This is a genomic window from Thalassoglobus sp., assembly GCF_048270125.1.
Classification (GTDB): Bacteria; Planctomycetota; Planctomycetia; order Planctomycetales; family Planctomycetaceae; genus Thalassoglobus.
In genome coordinates this window covers 1-16,639 of record NZ_JBLWTN010000035.1, presented here as the reverse complement: position 1 = coordinate 16,639, position 16,639 = coordinate 1, and the positions used below count along the sequence as shown (strand labels likewise).

The window sequence follows — 16,639 nt, the reverse complement described above, 5'->3', positions numbered from 1 at the left end:
TACGTTTCTAATTGATGTTCGGGTTCTGCCTCGTGGCGAACAGTCTATGAAGTCATAAATGTGAACTTCACGGGCACACGGTAGAGCAAACTACTCTAGCGAAACGTGTGCTACGCAGGCACTCGGTCGAGCAAGCTGCTCTATGATTTGTGTCGTTGGTGCTCTTCGTGGTGCTTGAACAATACCGCGGAAAATGGTTGAAAGTCGGTGGAATGGGAAAACGTGAAATTTTGCTTCTGTTAGCTGGAGTCGGGATTTTTGCAGTCACACTTTGGCGGCAGAACCAGCTTCAGCAGTGGGAGCATGATCCAACCCGGAAGGTGGTCGCGATTCGAGCACTTGCTCCGCGTTTTACCCTCGCGGACCACAATCGGAATGTCGTCAAACTGGAACGAATGCTCGGCCGACATCAAGTTGTACTGGTCTTCTTTGATGCTGAACTAGGCGTTGATCGAGATCCTCGCACGAAGTCGCTGATTGAAAATTTCGAAGCGATCAACCGAGCCGGATTTGAGATCATCGCTGTCGGGACAGCGACTCCTTACGCAAATGAAGAGGCAGAGAAACGTTTAGGGGTTGAGCTTCCATTTCCAGTCGTGACAGATATCGACATCAACGATCCGGCTCCCTCTCCGGCACACCGCAAGTACGGACTCTTTGACCTTCAGACAGGAAAGCCGTCAACAGGACTCTTCCTCATCGAACGAGACGGAACCCTTCCGATCGTCACTGAAGGGACACCAATTGCAGTCAAAGATGAAGCGGCTGCCTTGAAGACTCTAGCTGAGGGAAAGTGGCCCGGCCTCAAGTAGTCACGCTGTTACCCCTGAGCCGCACACATCAGCCGCGTGGCACAAAGGTGATTCGTGGACGCTTCACGAGAACTGATCCACTGAGACTGAAAACCGGGTTAACCCTCTCAGACACTGATGAAGCTGACCATTCCACCAGATCCCGAGCTGGTTCTACTTTTGCGATTCAATCCAGTCATTGACCTGATCCTCCAAGATCTCCAGCGTCACAGCTCCGTTTCGCAAGACGACATCGTGAAAGTCCCGAATGTCAAACTTCTCTCCCAATTGCTGTTCACTTTTCTTGCGAAGTTCTTGAATTTTCAGTTCACCGATTTTGTAGGCCAGCGCCTGTCCGGGCCAGGAGATGTAACGATCAATTTCATTCTCGATATCGTGGATCGACTTCGCAGTATTTGCGGCGAAGTAATCAATTGCTCGCTGCCGGTCCCAACGCTGATGATGAATTCCGGTATCGACGACCAGTCGGACTGCGCGCCACATCTCGTAGGTCAACTGGCCGAATCGAGAGTAAGGATCGCGATACATCCCTAATTCATCCCCCAAGCTTTCTGCGTACAGCGCCCAGCCTTCGATGTAAACGGTGTCTCCACCGTAGCGTCTAAATTGAGGCAGATTGTCGAGCTCCTGAGCGAGTGCAATTTGCAAGTGATGTCCTGGGACCGATTCATGAAGTGAAAGTGCTTCAATTTCATAACGAGGTCGCACTTCGGGACGATACAGGTTCACAAAGTATGTCCCGGCACGAGAACCATCGGCAGACGGAGAGCGATAGTAGGCGGTTGTGGTGTCAGGTGCGATCTGCGTTGGAATCGGTTCGACCCCGTAAGGGACTCTCGGTAGCTTTTTGAAGAGTTTGACCAGTTGTGGATCGATTTGCTTACAGACCGACATATACGCCCGCAGCAAGTCGTCACCATCCTTGTAATAAAAGGCTGGATTGGTGCGGAGAAACTCCAGAAAATCTTCAAACGATCCGGTAAATTTCAACTCTTCAATCACCGCATCCATCTCACCACGAATCCGTTCGACTTCCGCTAAGCCAATGGAATGAATTTGCGTTGGAGTCAAGTTCGTTGTCGTGAATTCGCGGCACCTTAGCTCGTACAACTCTCCACCGTTGGGAATTTGCCAGACCCCAACCTGCTCATAACATGCGGGGAGGTACTCCTCCTCAAAGAACTTTTTGAACTTCAAGTAACTGGGCAGAATCTCTTTTTGCACAGAGGCCACTGCCTCATTACGCAGACGCCTTTTCTGGACAAGACTCACCGAATCGGGGATTTGGGTGAACGGTTTGAAGAACTGCTGCGCCCGAGGTTCCGCAACGAGTTGCTTGTCAATCTGACTCCTCACCCGCTCCATCACAACACGCGAGTGAATCACCCCGGACTTCGCTCCTTCTCGCATCAGAGCGATTGTCTGGTCCATATAGGCTGGAAACGCCCTCATGCGTGCCAGCCAATCGTCGAAGTCTTGAACCGTTTCGAATCGCAAACTTTCGGCAAGTGCCCCTTCATCTTGAATTCCACCACGTTGGTTGAGCGGAACCAGATACCATTGATACTGATGAGCCTTTACAGCGAGGTCGTATTTTCGACGAAATAACCGGTAATTGATTTTCTCTTCAGGTGGCAGCTGATCGACCTGAATCGCATCCAGCTTCTTCAACACTTGCACATCTTTCTCGTGCGATCGCTCAATCGCTTCCGGGCTCAAGTCAGCCCACTTAGTATTGTATCGACGATCTCCGAGGCTGGAGGCCCAGGTCGGATTCTCCCGCATTGTCCGTTCCCATTCTTCCTGAATGATCTCGTGAAGCAGATCAGTCTGAGTCGTCGAGACAGCTTGGGTCGTGAGACACATGGTCACCAAGAGCAACGTGCTATTCATCTTCTCTCCGATGGGGATGACTAGAGCATCTTTCGAATTGGTTTACAGGTTCTGCCTCGTGGAGAACAGCATTTTTAGTAGAGAAATACGTTCTTCACGGGCACACGGTAGAGCAAACTGCTCTAAGTAGAGCTGGTCCTGAAACTTGAAATTGCTCTCTCAAACGTTGAGGAAAGCGGCGATTCCAGAGGTTTTCGGACTGGTTCTAAATAAGTGGATCGAAATTCCAATGACTTGAACTTCAAACGGAACCGACTGACTTTAACAAATCGAAATCTGATCTCGAAATCCCAATGATTCAGAACGATTTCGTTTTCAAAGTTCGCCGTTCTTAAATTGAGTCGACCACTATGAAGTTGGGTTGCAGACAATGATTCCAGGAAACTTCGACGAATCCCTGACTATAAAACTGAGTGCTTCAGAGAGTTCAGGCAGGTTTCCGGACCAGTTCTTATAGCATCTTCAGGGCGTATTCGCTCTAGATGACGTTCGTGTTTCCGATACTCGTGTGAACGTCTTTCATCAGGGAAAAGCAGTGAAAAAACTGTACTCGACGAAGCAGAACCCGATCACTGGAGCATCGTTCGAATTGGTGAACAGGTTCCGCCACGTGGCGAACCGCAATTTGATTGATGAAATGCGTTCTTCATGGGCACTCGGTCGAGCAAACAGTTTTAGTTCGAGAAACTGCAACAAGTCTGCCTCCCCAGTCGCTGAACCAGCATTGGAAATGCTCTCACAAAATTGAAACGAGTTGTCGTTTTTCAAGAAACAACGACGATTCCTGAGCCACCCGAAATGGTGCATCAGGAGGCAAATCTTCACCTAAAATCGGAGAGTCACTCTGCATTTCGAGGGTAACAGGCGCGCTAATTACCGACGCATCAAAGTCAACGCAAATTGCCGTAACCGCCTGTTCCTTAAAACTCCGGATTTCGGACAATGATGTCGCCATGTCTCGGAGGTTCTCGAAGTTTCAGCCGCTCAGAAGACGATCTAAGTTTTTGGAGTCTCAAATCTCTCTGTCTTCTCAAGAAGTTTGAGAGTTCAATTTGTGAGACACGTGATTCGCGTCACTGTAAACGCGTCACTGTGTCGGGACGTATCGTTGCTATTCATGTGTTCCAAGCTGATGCCTGCATGAGATGCAGTCGATGCCCGTGGCTCACTTGATAACACCTTCTTAAGGTCGGAGGACAGTAGTGAGTCGCGTCCCAGATGCATCGACACAAGAAAAACGAAGTTTCTTTCAGAAACAAGATCCCTGGGGGCAAGGTGTCGCCATATGGGTTTTGGTGCTCATCCTATTTGTCGCTCCCCTCGCTGGATCTTCGCTGCGACATGTCCGTCTTGATAATAATGTCGAGAACTGGCTACCCGAAAACGACCCCAGTGCCCAAGAGTACTTGTGGTGTCGAGCTCATTTCCCAGAGGACGAGAAAGTCATCCTGACATGGGAAGGAAGTGCAGCTGACGATATGCGCCTGCCAGTCCTGGCGGGAATGCTGAGTGGTCAAGTTGATGAGGATGGAATACGTCGCGGCGGCTTGCCGTATGTCGACTCTGTCATGCATGCAGGCGACCTTCTATCGAAACTTGTCGAGTTCGGAGTGGAAGAAGACGAAGCGATTCGCCGAATCAGCGGAACCTTCATCGGAACCGGACATCTGAAGGTCCGACTGACTGAAGCTGGACGAGACCAGAAAGAGAAGACGATCAAGCTGATCCAAGAGCGAATCCAATCCCAATTTGGGCTTGAACTGACCATCCACGAACCTGTTTCACCCTGGATGCCTGCAGAACTCGACGAAGATGCTTTCCAAAAATTGTATTCACGTTATCGATCTGCTCTCGAAACCGAGACTGAACTGACACCTTCTGAGTTCGGTCAGCATGATTTCCAAGTCAGCTGGACCGGGATCGGCAGTAATCAAAAACTCAAACAAGCCGTTATTGATTCCATCAATCATGTGGCATCATTTGCGACATCTGATGAACCGGATGGACGCCAACTTGTCGAAAGCTGCTATGAGAAAACGGGGACGCCAATCGCCGTTGTCGTGACGTTATCCGAAGCGGGCGGGGCTGAGAAATCGAAGGCCATCGCAGCTATTCGCGAAGCAGCAATCGCCTCGTTTATCCCAGATGACGGACTCATTGTGGGGGGCCGCGTGGTCGCTGCCGCAGAGTTGAATAACGGTGTGATCCGTGCCGCGTGGAACCCGAATGCGACCAGCATTCTCGGGAAATCCGTGATCGGATTCTCCGGTTTGGTCGGCATCCTGTTTGCAATCTTCTCCTTGAAGTGCCTGCGACTCGGTGGACTTGTTATCTTCGTTTCCTACTACTCCGCGTTTCTCGGGGTCTCTTTGATCCCGCTTTCCGGCGGAAGTATGAACATGGTCCTCGTCGTGTTGCCGACGCTGTTAATGGTTCTGGCGTTGTCAGGAGCCATTCACATCGCCAACTACTGGAAGCATGCAGTTTGGGAAAACCCCAAAACAGCTGTTGCGGAAGCGACCAAAATGGCGAGGCAGCCATGCCTGATGGCAGCCTTCACGACATCTTTAGGGCTGATATCGCTCATCAACAGTGATCTTGCACCCGTTCGCGAATTCGGAATTTATGCTGCATTGGGTTGCATGATTTCTGTCGCGATGGTGCTTTATGGTCTCCCTGCGTTACTTCAAATGGTTCCACTTCGCCGAAGTGCTCCGGAAGAAGTGAAATCGAAACGATGGTCCACTTACAGTGACGTCATCTGCCGACACTGGCTCTCGATTGGAGCCTCAACGATCGTTTTGGCCATCGCTTGCTCAATCGGGTTGCGCCACTTTGATGTCGAAACGAAAGTCATTCGGTACTTCCCGGAGTCATCGCCGGTAGTTCAAGATTATCAAACCATTGAAGACAACCTCGCAGGAATCAGTCCCGTCGAGATTCTCGTCAGATTCGATAAGCAAAGTCAGTCTGACCTTCGCTTTCTGGAGCGTGTTGAACTTGTTCGAGAAATTGAAGAAGAAATCCGCAACCATCCCGAAGTGAGCGGAGCGATTTCGATGTCGTCGTTTTTGCCTCAGCGAACAAGCCCCGGCGAAAACGCAGCGATGCGAGAAAAGATTTTCTATAATCGACGCTCAAACGAAACCGAGAAACGCATTAAAGAAGAGCATGCAGCTGAGAGCAGTGCCTTCATTGTGATGAACAGACTGCCAGAGGTGAATGGCGACGAGCTTTGGAGAATCAACGCTCAGGCAGCGGTTCTCAGTGATGCAGACTACACCACACTGACTCAACAATTGAGTGATCGCGTAGGGAAAATCACGCGATACCATGCCGGTGTCGATCATACTGTTACGGGGACAGTTCCGCTGTTTTTGAGAACACAACTGGCGGTCCTCGACAGTTTGGTGTGGAGTTCCGTGGCTGCTTTTGTGTTGATCGCATCTGTGATGATTTGGGTTTTGAAAGATCCGCTGGCTGGGATCGGGAGCATGATTCCAAACGTCCTTCCAGTCATTTCCATCTTCGGCCTGGTCTCCTGGTTCGGTCAAAAAATCGATATCGGAACAATGGTGACAGCTTCCGTTGCAATGGGAATCGCAGTCGATGGAACTCTCCACTTGCTGACATGGTTTCGAAACGGCCTACGTAAGGGAATGCCTCGTCAGGCCTCAGTGAAACAGGCGTTGATGCATTGCGGACCAGCGATGTGGCAAACGAGTGCTGCTGTCGGAATTGGGCTGCTGGTGTTGTTTCCTGCGGATCTCTTGCTGATTAGCCGGTTTGGCTGGCTGATGGCACTCCTGATCGGAGCGGCCTTTATCGGGGACATGGTACTGCTCCCGTGCATGCTCGTCGGACCGCTGGGCCGGTTAATTGAGCGCCGTATTCGATTGAATGGAGAGATTGAAGTTGCGGATGAATCGGAGGAACCCAACGGGGCCACCGTCGTCCCGTCGCCTCACATTTCATTGCATACCACGAAACGACGAAAATCACAAAGAGCCCGAGAACTCCGAAATCCGGAGAATTGATTCACCGGTGTTCCTCACGTTTTGTCTTTAACACTGGTATGATGAGGTATTCGACTCGCAGCGAAGATGTTCTCTTCCCGCTGTCAGGTCCATTCTCCTCAAGATACATTTTGCTTGTCTGATGTCTAAACCAGATCCAGAAGTTCCTCCAGTTCCCAGCATGCGACTGCAACGCTATCTCGCGCAATGTGGTTTGGGATCGCGTCGCGAATGCGAAGAGTTAATTGAACACGGCCGTGTTGAGATCGATGGCGTGACTGTCGACAAACTGGGCTCAAACGTCAAACCGACAATCCAAACAGTCACACTCGATGGCGAACCCCTCAAGTTTGAGCGCAAACGGTATTACCTGCTGAACAAACCTCCGGGATTTCTCTGTACTTCCAAAGACCCACAGGGACGACGGACGATTTTCGACCTCTTCCCTCCAGAGGGGCCAAGACTCTTTTGCGTTGGCCGTCTCGATGAGGCGACGACCGGCTTGCTCATCGTCACCAACGATGGGGATCTCTCTCAAAAACTGGCCCACCCAAAGCACCGAATTCACAGACTCTACAAAGCTCAAGTTGCTGGACACCCAGACCGAGAAGTATTTAATCAGCTGAAAGAAGGCCATTACTTCACCGAAGGAAAGTTCAAGGTTCACGACATTCGCCCGATCAAGAAACAGGGACAAAGCACCTGGGTTGAGATCACGATGACCGAAGGCCAAAACCGCGAAATTCGCCGTCTTCTTGCGCGAACCGGCCATAAAGTCATGAAACTTGAGCGGATTGGATTCGGCCCGATCCGAATTGGTCGCGTTCCAATCGGTCAGTTCCGTGAACTGCGACGTGAAGAATTAGGGAAGCTTTTCGAGATTCTGGAACGGAATAAAGCTGGCGGATCAGCTCCCAAAAAGAAATCCAGCAGCCGGAACGTCGAGACGAAAAACGTCGACCGCAAGAAAACTGGAAGTAAAACTGCCGGGAGCAAGTCCAGCAGCAATAAGAACGTCGGCAGTAAGAACGTCAGCGGAAAGAAATCAGCAACATCGGGGAAAGGCAAATCTGCTGGGAAAAAATCGACGAAGAAGAAAGTGGTCGGTCGCAATTCCCGAAACGCCAAGAAGAAACCTCGGCGAGGAAAACGGTAACTGCAGGTAATCAACTCAGCCTGCACTGCAAACCGGTCAAAATCGAACTTTGCAGTCATTTTCAGAAGCCGTTGCCGCTGTGCCCCATCAAAACCATGAGGCAAAGCATCAAGCCAAATTGTTCCGACAGGCAGAGATTCTGAACGAGGAGTTGTATCGAACCAGTTATTGCCCCTCTCCCCCCGATCTCTCACCATGTGCCACTCGAATCAGCGATCTCAGTTGAAAATTCCTTGATTTGTCGGATTGACAGGCCGCGCGGTGAACTTGGAATTCTTCCCTCAAATCACTACACACGAGGCGTTTGGTATTGAGTAATTCATGCTAGACAGTTAGCATTTTTCGCTTCCCTGCGCCGGTCCTATGATCGGCATTTTTATTTTCTGCCAGTCTGGTCTGTGTGTCGTTCACATCAAAAGATGTAAAGTCACCCGACTCAGTTTGACTTTTTGTGGTGCATACCACTTCTGCCTTTGGTGATCTCATGACGCGGATGTTCGTCAATGAATTAGAAGATGGAGACAACGTCGAAGAGACGTATCTTCTCGCGGACCGTCAATTACGAGCAAATCGTAACGGTGACAGCTATTTCCTATCTCAACTCCGTGACCGGACCGGTCAGATTTCCGGCCTGCTCTGGAACGTTAATGCTTCAGCGGTCAATCACATCAACGTTGGTGATTACGTTCGAGTTAAAGGAAAGGTGCAGCAGTTCCAGGGGAACCTGCAAATGATCCTGACACGGATTGATTCCGCATCCGGGGACGAAATCGACACTGAGGATTACATTCCCCAGTCCAGCACTGATGTCGAAGCTCAATTCGAGAAACTTTGCCAAATCCTGCTAGGCATCACCGACGCAGACATTCAATCGTTGATGCAAACATTCCTGGCTGATCAGGAAATCGTTGAGGGGCTCAAATCGGCTCCCGCCGGCGTCCGGTTGCACCATGCTTACCATGGCGGGTTGCTCGACCACATCGTGAATCTCGCAGAGACAGCGACACGTATCGCCGACCTGTACCCCAATGTCGATATCAATCTTCTGCTCGCCGGAATTTTCCTGCACGACTTGGGAAAAATTCGCGAACTCAGCTACGACTCGACCTTTCAATACACTGATGAAGGTCAGTTGATCGGCCATCTTGTCATGGGTGTTGAGATGCTCTCGGATAAGATTCGTGCGACAGAAGAGACCACGGGTCGTCCGTTCCCGGAAGAGACTTCACTTCGCTTGAAACACATGCTCCTCAGCCATCACGGTGTTTACGAGTATGGAAGTCCGAAACTTCCCATGACCATGGAAGCGATTGCCCTGCACCACCTGGACAACCTGGATGCCAAAACGAACGAGTTCCACTCGCTCATTGAATCCGACCCCAATGCCTCCTCCAATTGGACGCCGTATCAGCCCAACATGCAGCGCAAGTTGTACAAAGGCGAAATCGAATAAGGCCAACGTCATCTCCCCGCTGAAACAGTGATCATGCACTGATAGGATGATGGCTGATTCAGTATTTGTCGGGCGAATCACTACGAGGCTTTCTGGTTTCACAACGAACCTCGGGCACGCAGTTCCTGTCTCTTGTTTTTTCAATGATATTTTCGACGAGAATTCGATCTTATGAGACACCTCACATCACTTTTTGATTTAAGCTCTCAAGAAGTCCAGGAGATTCTGGATCTTGCGAACGAACTCAAAGCAGAAACCAAATCGGGCACCCGAAATCCATACTGTGCGGGACGAGTCGTAACGCAGGTTTTTGAAAAACCGTCGCTCCGGACACGTGTAAGTTTCGAAGCCGGGATCAGCCAGTTGGGTGGAACAAGCATCTTCCTCTCGGCAAAAGATGCGGGACTGCATGGCCGTGAAACTCTGGAGGATATTTCGAAGGTCCTCGGGGGATACTCAGATATTATTATCTTGCGAACGTTCTCGCAAAAACTGATCGAAACGGTCGCTGAACATAGCGGCTGCTCGGTCATCAACGCTCTCTCTGACGATTATCATCCCTGCCAGGCCCTCACCGATGTGATGACGATCAACGAACATCTTGGAACTTCCAAGGGAAAAAATATCGTCTACGTTGGAGATGGTAATAATGTCGCGAAATCTCTCGCACTCGTCGCAGGGCATGTGGGTGCCAACATCACAATTGCTGCCCCTGAAGGTTATTGGTTGCAAGAAGAATTTGTGCAGCAGGCAACTGCCGAATTCCCGACGCTGAAGTTAAACCAGACCAACGACCCGCACGCAGCCGTTCAAGATGCAGATGTCATCTATACTGATGTTTGGGCCAGTATGGGACAAGAAAGCGAGAAGGAAAAACGTGCTGCCGAGTTTGCAGCATTCCAGGTGAATACTGAACTCCTCGACGCCGCCGGGAAAGATGTTTTCTTCCTGCACTGCTTGCCGGCTCGACGGGGTCTGGAAGTGACCGATGAAGCGATGAACGACCCTCGCAGCATCGTCTTCGATCAAGCCGAAAACCGCATGCATTTAGCCAAAGGTTTGATGCTCTGGTTGCTCAGGCAGAACTAGAACCAGTCCGAAAACCTCTGAAATCGTCGCTTTTTCTCAACGTTTGAGAGAGCAATTTCAAGTTTCAGGACCACCTCTAGTAAAAGCTGTCTCTCCCTTTTAATGGGAGAGGCTAAGTCTCTGGCGAAAGTCTTTCGTGAATCGCTCAGCGTAATGTCCACCATCCGTGGAGACGGTCAATCAATCTTCGGAACCAGACGTAACCAATCGGAGCCTTTCCGCAGTCAATTCGAAACAGAATCGTTGTTCCCGGTTTCGCATCGGGAATCACTGAACGTTTGACTTCAGCGTCAAATACTAGCGTCGACCCAGAGATGGCGTCCGTCGAAACAGATGGTGCAACACTTTGTAAAATGGCTTCCTTTGACGAATCTGCCGCGTCCGCCGTTAAGAACGTGACCGTCGCAGTCTGAGACCGATACGCTTCCAGAACCGGCCCAATGTCTCGATGATCGACGTGCAGTTTCGCAATCCAGTCACTTGTAAGATCAGCGATCCGCAACAGGCGATCCGTCCGGGTCACAGGACGATTCGATGAGAGAATTGACTCCAAATTCGAACTGATCACTTCCCCACTCATCGGACTTCTCAAGATGAGTTCTTTCGCTTGTCGCTTCATCAAATCCAACTGCCTCTGGAGTCCAGTCTCAACGGTTTTGAGTTCTTCTCCGCGGGCAGCAAGTTCTGCTGAGGACTGTCGCATCTCGTTCGCTCGCCTTGGATCGCTCCGGATTTTCACCAAGTCATCAATCTGCTGCCGGACCGTTGTCAATTCCCCCTGAATACGATTGATCTCCAGGTCCAGTTCTGGACTTCTGAGAGTCAGAAGTTCATCAGATTCTGCAACGGTCTCTCCCTGTGTTACATGAAGTTTTTCGATCAATCCGTTTGAAACTGCGAAGACATCTCGTGCCTGCTGCGGCTCAAGAAATCCAGCTCCAGTGACTGTCAATGTCGCTGGCCAAAGACTCAAAAAGATACCCGCCAGCACGAATAGTGCAATCACGAAACTGCTTTTCACGAATCGTCGTGAGAAGACGCGCCGTACGACTCGTCGCAAGGGGCTAACTTGCACATTCTCATATCTCAGGGCGTGCTCCAAAGCGACGGCAATATGATGGCAAGAAATTTCCAGGTCCTCGACCGTTTGGACCTTTCCGCTTGAATCTTCAAATCGATCACAAACCAGAAGCCCGATCACTTCTCGATTCGAAGAGTGGACTGCCCCCAACAGCGGAATCAGGGCAACTTGCTTCGCTTGGGTGCGGTCGTGATAGTCTTGAAGAAACGACTTGGGATCACTCTCGTTTGAGACAATCGTTTTGCGAGACTGACTCAATGATTGTTGTGCTACACTTTCTAATGTGCTGACCGTCGTCGACCTCGGATCAAGAGCATCCACGCCGCTGACCGATCTCAGGCGAAACAATTTCCCTTCAGCGACCAGCAGGCTGAGCCGATCCCAACCTGACCAAAGGCGTGTTTCGTTCGTAATCGTGTAGCAGGTTGCAGCGACATCAAGGTGCTGATAGATGTGCGCCAGCCAAGTCGCAAATTCCATCGCGTTAGAACTCGTTCTTGCCTCGCTCGATGGAGTTGCCCAAACCAGCAACTGTTGCACACTGCTTTCAATTTGTGAATCTGTCAGTTCACTTTGCTCAGGCAGGAAGAGTTCGAGAATATTCTCGACTGTATGACCTGCCAAAATTGGAAACAACAGCAGTCGCAATGTTCGGGAGCCACTCGCCTGTTCGAATTTCGCTTCGAGCGACTGCGACTTCCCAGTTTGAATCACTCGATCCAGACTCTCGACATGACCAGGCCACTGCTCGTGTACCGTATCGAGTCGTTGCGAGCCCAATTGATGCTGTGATACCAGAACAGGCTGTCGTTGCTGAACATTCCAAATCGCCCCACCTGAAGCACGAGAGACGGTGACTGCCATTTCCAGAAACACATCCCAGCGTTCAGTCGCTGAACTTGACGATACCGGGCGTGAGGTAGAATTTTCCATGGACCGTTTTCAGTTTCCGGAGCCTACAGGTGACCGGCGAAAGAGTGTTGCTGATATCGCATCAACAACACTTATGATTCATCTTCAAGTCTGAGATCAACACTGGAACGATGTGCAGTCAGTCCTTCTTTATCTGCCATGACGCGAACGTTGTGTGCATCTGCTTCCAGTGCTGCCTTGTTGTAAGAGATGACTGATGACCGTTTTAGAAAGTCGTTCGCACAAAGACCATTCGCAAAACGGGCTGTCCCTCCGGTCGGTAAAACATGGGACGGCCCAGCCACGTAATCTCCTATCGCAACCGGAGTATAATGACCGAGGAAAATCGCTCCTGCGTTTTGGACGCGGCTGAGCATCGCTTCAGGATCGTTTGTCGAAATGTGCAAATGCTCGGTCGCCATCAGATCTGTCAGTTCAGCTGCTTCCTGTTCGCTGCGAGCCAGAATGAGTGCTCCATAATCCTCAAGGGACTGCTTTGCCAGATCACCGCGACTCAACTGATTCAATTGTCGTTCAAGCTCCTTGCGCACAGCATCAATCAGCGGTGCATGCCAGGTAATGAGAACTCCTGAACCGGGGCTGTGTTCTGCTTGTGAGATCAAATCGCTGGCGACAAATTTTGGATTCGCGGTTTCGTCTGCCAGAACAATCACTTCACTTGGTCCGGCAATGCTGTCGATATCGACTTCACCAAACACATGGCGTTTCGCGAGTGCGACAAACAGATTTCCGGGACCGACGATCTTATCAACACGCTCGATCCCTTCGACACCATAAGCCAGAGCAGCAACAGCCTGAGCCCCGCCAACACGATAGACTTCTGTGATTCCCAACTCGTGACAGGTCGCCAGCATGTCGACATTGTAACCGCCGAATTCTGTCGGTGGGACAACAATCGCGATCTCTTTGACGCCGGCAGCCTGAGCTGGAACTGCTGTCATTAAGACTGTTGATGGATATGCCGCTGCCCCGCCAGGTACGCAAATCCCCACACGCCGCAACGGTAGGTATCGCTGCCTCAGTTCGATCAGTGCGGCACCGTTTGTCCGAACCACCGAGGCATCCTGGGAGAGGATTTCCCGCTGAAACTCCATGACATTGTCACGAATGTTTCGTACCGTTTCGAGAAATTCAGGCCCCGCTTGTGCATGCGCCGCTGCAAGCTCGTCTTGCGAAACACGAATCGTTTCTGCGCACAGTTCCTTGCGGTCCAGCTTCTCGGTGTAATGCAATAAAGCTTTGAGCCCCTCTTCTCGCACGTCCGAGCAAATTTTCTCCACGACCTGTTGAGGCGTGAGCGGTTCACCGAAGAGATCGATTGTCCTCTGTCGTCCCGCTTCGGACACAACATCTCCTCCCGGACTGAGCTTCTCACGAAGTTCAGTGAAGAGTTGCTGGGCGTCACCCTGTGAACAATCAATTGTTGGAATATTTAATGACATCTTAAAAACGTTTTCGTTCAACGATTCTAGCAAGTTCGGAAATGACAAACGCGTTCCGCCTCTTGGATCTGACGGTCAACTTAGAGCATCTTTCGAATTGGTTTGCAGGTTCTGCCTCGTGGCGAACAGCATTTTTACCGGGGAAATGCGTTCTTCACGGGCAAACGGTAGAGCAAACTGCTCTAGACCCGGTCAACTTTATTATTTCGCCCCGTTCAATGACCGGGGCTTAGTAACTTGGAGTCAAATCGAGGGTTTACTCGTAATCCCATTTCATGATCCAGGGATCATCCATCTCTTTTTGAAAGTCTTTGAGCTTCGCCTGGTACTTCTTCAGGATCTCGGCGTATTCCGTTTTCCCAGCGAGGTTGTTCGACTCATTCGGATCTTCAGAAATGTGATAGAGTTCGAATTGTGGACGATGGATGTAATCGCCGACCGTTTTTTGACCATATGGGGCGGTCATCCCTTTCTGAAATTGTGCCTGCCAGGATGAAGCTCGCCACAAGTCTGAAGCGAAGGGATACGGAAGTCCGTGAGCAATATTCCAAATCAGCTTATATTCTTTGTCGCGAACAACTCGCATTGGATAATACATCTGAATCTCATGGAATGTATGCGAGGCAAAAATCGTCTCCCAGTGCTCTGCATCGGCATCTCCCAAGATCGGAATCCATGACTTCCCGTGATAGCTGCGAAACTTTGGACCGCGATTCTCTTTCAAATTCTCACCACGTTCTTTCCAGAACTGATCGGGATTCACCCACTTCTTCGGGCCATTCGTCTTTGGATTTAATCCACCAGCGAAATCAAGGAGACTCGGTGTGATGTCGACATGAGAAATCATCGCTGTCGATTTTACACCTCTGTTTTTCTCGTAGGGATTGCGGACCACGAAAGGGACGCGCAACCCAGCTTCGAAGACAGTTGTCTTTCCACCGGAGAAGGCCATTCCATGATCAGCGGTGAACACAATCATCGTTTTGTCATACAGGTCCGCCTCTTTCAGAACCTGAACGAGTCGGGCTAATCCGCGATCAACACGAGAGCATGACTGGTAATACTGAGCCAGCTCTTCGCGGGTTTCGGGTGTGTCAGTCATGAATGGGGGAATAATCACATCTTCAGGTTTGTAGAAGACCTCGTCGACCCCTTCGTAAGAACCATCCTCCGGGCGATTCCCAAACAGGTCTGGCTTCAATTTTAACTTGGATGTCTTATCGATCCCGCCACCGCGATGTGGATCAGAGGTTCCAAAGTAGATGAAGAAGGGACGGTCATCTTCTTTGTTGTTGATGAATTCGCGACAGTTCTCCGCCATTTCCACAGCGTTACGACCATTCCCTTTGAGATAGGTCTCGTAATGATAAACCGCTTCGGGAGCGACGTGATACTTCCCAACCTGTGCTGTTCGGTATCCTGCGTTCGCCAGGACTCGCGGCAGCGACAGACTGACCACATTGTCGAAAGATGCGAACTTGTGATAGGAGTGCTGATGCCCATACTGGCCGTTTTTATGATTGTGCAGACCGGACATCACCACGGACCGACTCGCACTGCAACTCGCAGTCGTTGCGAACGCATTCAAAAACATTGTTCCGTCGGCAGCGAGTTCATCAATAGCTGGCGTCACTGCAACCGGATCGCCGTAGCATCCCAGCGTGGGACTTTCATCATCGGTGATGAAAAAGATAATATTCTTCTCGGCGGCATCACACTGAAATGTCAGTGCAAAAACGAGACAACTTAGCAGTAAACCAGTCCGTCGCATGGGCTTCTGGTCCTATTGAGTTCTTATGGGTCAGTTAAGAATTTCCATGAATCGAGTACAGAGTAACGAACTTCATGTCTCACTTTCCAGCAACTTCACTTCCTGCGAAAGATGGAATAGTATCGAAGCCTTCCATGGCAACGATCGCCTCCTCCCCACAAAAATTCCTCAAAACTCTGACTTCAATGCCCCCATCGCATCCAGCTTCCGGCCGAAACCAGCAACGTGGTTTTACGCTCATTGAACTTCTCGTGGTGATTGCCATTATTGCGATTCTGGTTGCACTCCTGCTGCCCGCTGTCCAACAGGCACGAGAAGCAGCAAGACGCGCATCCTGTCGTAACAATATCCGTCAATTAGCACTGGCGTTGCACAACTACCAGTCCTCGCACAACGTCTTCCCGATTGGAGTTTTGGGAGACTCCGGGAGCACGTCCGCGAATCAAGTGTTGACAACGTGGCAGGCGCTCTTGCTTCCTCAAGTCGAACAGACAGCTCTCTACAACCAGTACGACTTCAACGTTCGCTTCAGCCATGCGAACAATAAAGATGTGGTCCTGCAAACATTGGCTGTCTATCGCTGCCCATCGCAACCGAATGACGAACCTGTCGACGACACTTATGGGACAAACCACTACGCAGCCAATGCCGGAACCACACCCGGAGCAAACGACGGAATGCTGTATCCTCTTTCATCAACCCGGTTCCGGGACGTGACCGATGGAACATCCAACACAATTGCGATCAGCGAAGTCGCCTTTGAATTCGGAGGCTGGGCACGTGGTGCAATGAATACCGGGTCCGGTTCCAGCGGGTCTGGTGGTGGAAGTGGAAGTGGTGGTGGATCTGGGGGTGGCGGGCAACGCCGTTAACCGTATTTTAATTGTTTGATTTTTTGAGCGGTTTGGATTTGTTTTTGGGTGGCTTTTTCGATCTTGGGTTTGCCAGGCGGGTGTTCTTGTTTCTTTCTGGGGTAGTCGCGACTGGTTTTGT

10 protein-coding genes are annotated in these 16,639 nt (G+C 50.6%); 6 read left to right on the top strand and 4 right to left on the bottom strand.

What is annotated here, in order from left to right:
* Positions 1 to 167 precede the first annotated feature (167 nt).
* Entirely contained in the window at positions 168 to 812 is a 645-nt protein-coding gene (locus ACN0YR_RS22870) for a peroxiredoxin family protein (protein ID WP_417851530.1), read from the top strand.
* 153 nt (positions 813 to 965) lie between these two features.
* On the opposite strand, the gene ACN0YR_RS22865 is transcribed toward ACN0YR_RS22870, so the two are convergent.
* A complete protein-coding gene (locus ACN0YR_RS22865; protein WP_417851529.1) occupies positions 966 to 2,705 on the bottom strand; it encodes a DUF885 domain-containing protein in 1,740 nt (579 codons plus the stop codon).
* Positions 2,706 to 3,907: 1,202 nt separating this feature from the next.
* Here ACN0YR_RS22865 and ACN0YR_RS22860 point away from each other — a divergent pair.
* The 4 genes from ACN0YR_RS22860 (at position 3,908) to argF (ending at position 10,419) form a co-directional block, all read left to right on the top strand.
* Positions 3,908 to 6,742 (top strand): efflux RND transporter permease subunit, encoded by a 2,835-nt coding sequence (locus ACN0YR_RS22860; protein WP_417851528.1) that lies wholly within the window; start codon positions 3,908 to 3,910, stop codon positions 6,740 to 6,742.
* A 160-nt stretch (positions 6,743 to 6,902) separates the two neighbouring features.
* Positions 6,903 to 7,877 carry a pseudouridine synthase gene (locus ACN0YR_RS22855; protein ID WP_417851527.1) on the top strand — a complete coding sequence of 325 codons (975 nt, stop codon included), beginning with the start codon at positions 6,903 to 6,905 and terminating at the stop codon, positions 7,875 to 7,877.
* Between the two features lie 484 nt (positions 7,878 to 8,361).
* The gene (locus ACN0YR_RS22850) at positions 8,362 to 9,330 is read left to right on the top strand and encodes a 3'-5' exoribonuclease YhaM family protein (RefSeq protein ID WP_417851526.1); all 969 of its coding nucleotides are present in this window, start codon (positions 8,362 to 8,364) and stop codon (positions 9,328 to 9,330) included.
* Between the two features lie 171 nt (positions 9,331 to 9,501).
* Complete coding sequence (gene argF, locus ACN0YR_RS22845) at positions 9,502 to 10,419, top strand: ornithine carbamoyltransferase (RefSeq protein ID WP_417851525.1); 918 nt, start codon at positions 9,502 to 9,504, stop codon at positions 10,417 to 10,419.
* 145 nt (positions 10,420 to 10,564) lie between these two features.
* On the opposite strand, the gene ACN0YR_RS22840 is transcribed toward argF, so the two are convergent.
* The 3 genes from ACN0YR_RS22840 to ACN0YR_RS22830 all read right to left on the bottom strand — a co-directional run bounded on the left by ACN0YR_RS22840 (position 10,565) and on the right by ACN0YR_RS22830 (position 15,646).
* Positions 10,565 to 12,433: a biotin/lipoyl-binding protein gene (locus tag ACN0YR_RS22840; RefSeq protein WP_417851524.1), complete on the bottom strand. Its 1,869-nt coding sequence runs from the start codon at positions 12,431 to 12,433 to the stop codon at positions 10,565 to 10,567.
* A gap of 71 nt (positions 12,434 to 12,504) precedes the next feature.
* Positions 12,505 to 13,875: a histidinol dehydrogenase gene (gene hisD, locus ACN0YR_RS22835; protein ID WP_417851523.1), complete on the bottom strand. Its 1,371-nt coding sequence runs from the start codon at positions 13,873 to 13,875 to the stop codon at positions 12,505 to 12,507.
* Between the two features lie 256 nt (positions 13,876 to 14,131).
* Positions 14,132 to 15,646, bottom strand: coding sequence for a sulfatase (locus ACN0YR_RS22830; RefSeq protein ID WP_417851522.1), 1,515 nt, complete (start codon positions 15,644 to 15,646; stop codon positions 14,132 to 14,134).
* 74 nt (positions 15,647 to 15,720) lie between these two features.
* On the opposite strand from ACN0YR_RS22830, the gene ACN0YR_RS22825 reads away from it, so the two are divergent.
* The gene (locus ACN0YR_RS22825; protein ID WP_417851521.1) at positions 15,721 to 16,518 is read left to right on the top strand and encodes a DUF1559 domain-containing protein; all 798 of its coding nucleotides are present in this window, start codon (positions 15,721 to 15,723) and stop codon (positions 16,516 to 16,518) included.
* Positions 16,519 to 16,639: the final 121 nt, after the last annotated feature.

What these genes read in the sequence shown, in the direction of transcription:
- ACN0YR_RS22865 (WP_417851529.1), bottom strand. Translation starts at nt 2,705, where the DNA reads ATGAATAGCACGTTGCTCTTGGTGACCATGTGTCTCACGACCCAAGCT.
- ACN0YR_RS22855 (WP_417851527.1), top strand. Translation starts at nt 6,903, where the DNA reads ATGCGACTGCAACGCTATCTCGCGCAATGTGGTTTGGGATCGCGTCGC.
- ACN0YR_RS22850 (WP_417851526.1), top strand. Translation starts at nt 8,362, where the DNA reads ATGACGCGGATGTTCGTCAATGAATTAGAAGATGGAGACAACGTCGAA.
- argF (WP_417851525.1), top strand. Translation starts at nt 9,502, where the DNA reads ATGAGACACCTCACATCACTTTTTGATTTAAGCTCTCAAGAAGTCCAG.
- ACN0YR_RS22840 (WP_417851524.1), bottom strand. Translation starts at nt 12,433, where the DNA reads ATGGAAAATTCTACCTCACGCCCGGTATCGTCAAGTTCAGCGACTGAA.
- hisD (WP_417851523.1), bottom strand. Translation starts at nt 13,875, where the DNA reads ATGTCATTAAATATTCCAACAATTGATTGTTCACAGGGTGACGCCCAG.
- ACN0YR_RS22830 (WP_417851522.1), bottom strand. Translation starts at nt 15,646, where the DNA reads ATGCGACGGACTGGTTTACTGCTAAGTTGTCTCGTTTTTGCACTGACA.
- ACN0YR_RS22825 (WP_417851521.1), top strand. Translation starts at nt 15,721, where the DNA reads ATGTCTCACTTTCCAGCAACTTCACTTCCTGCGAAAGATGGAATAGTA.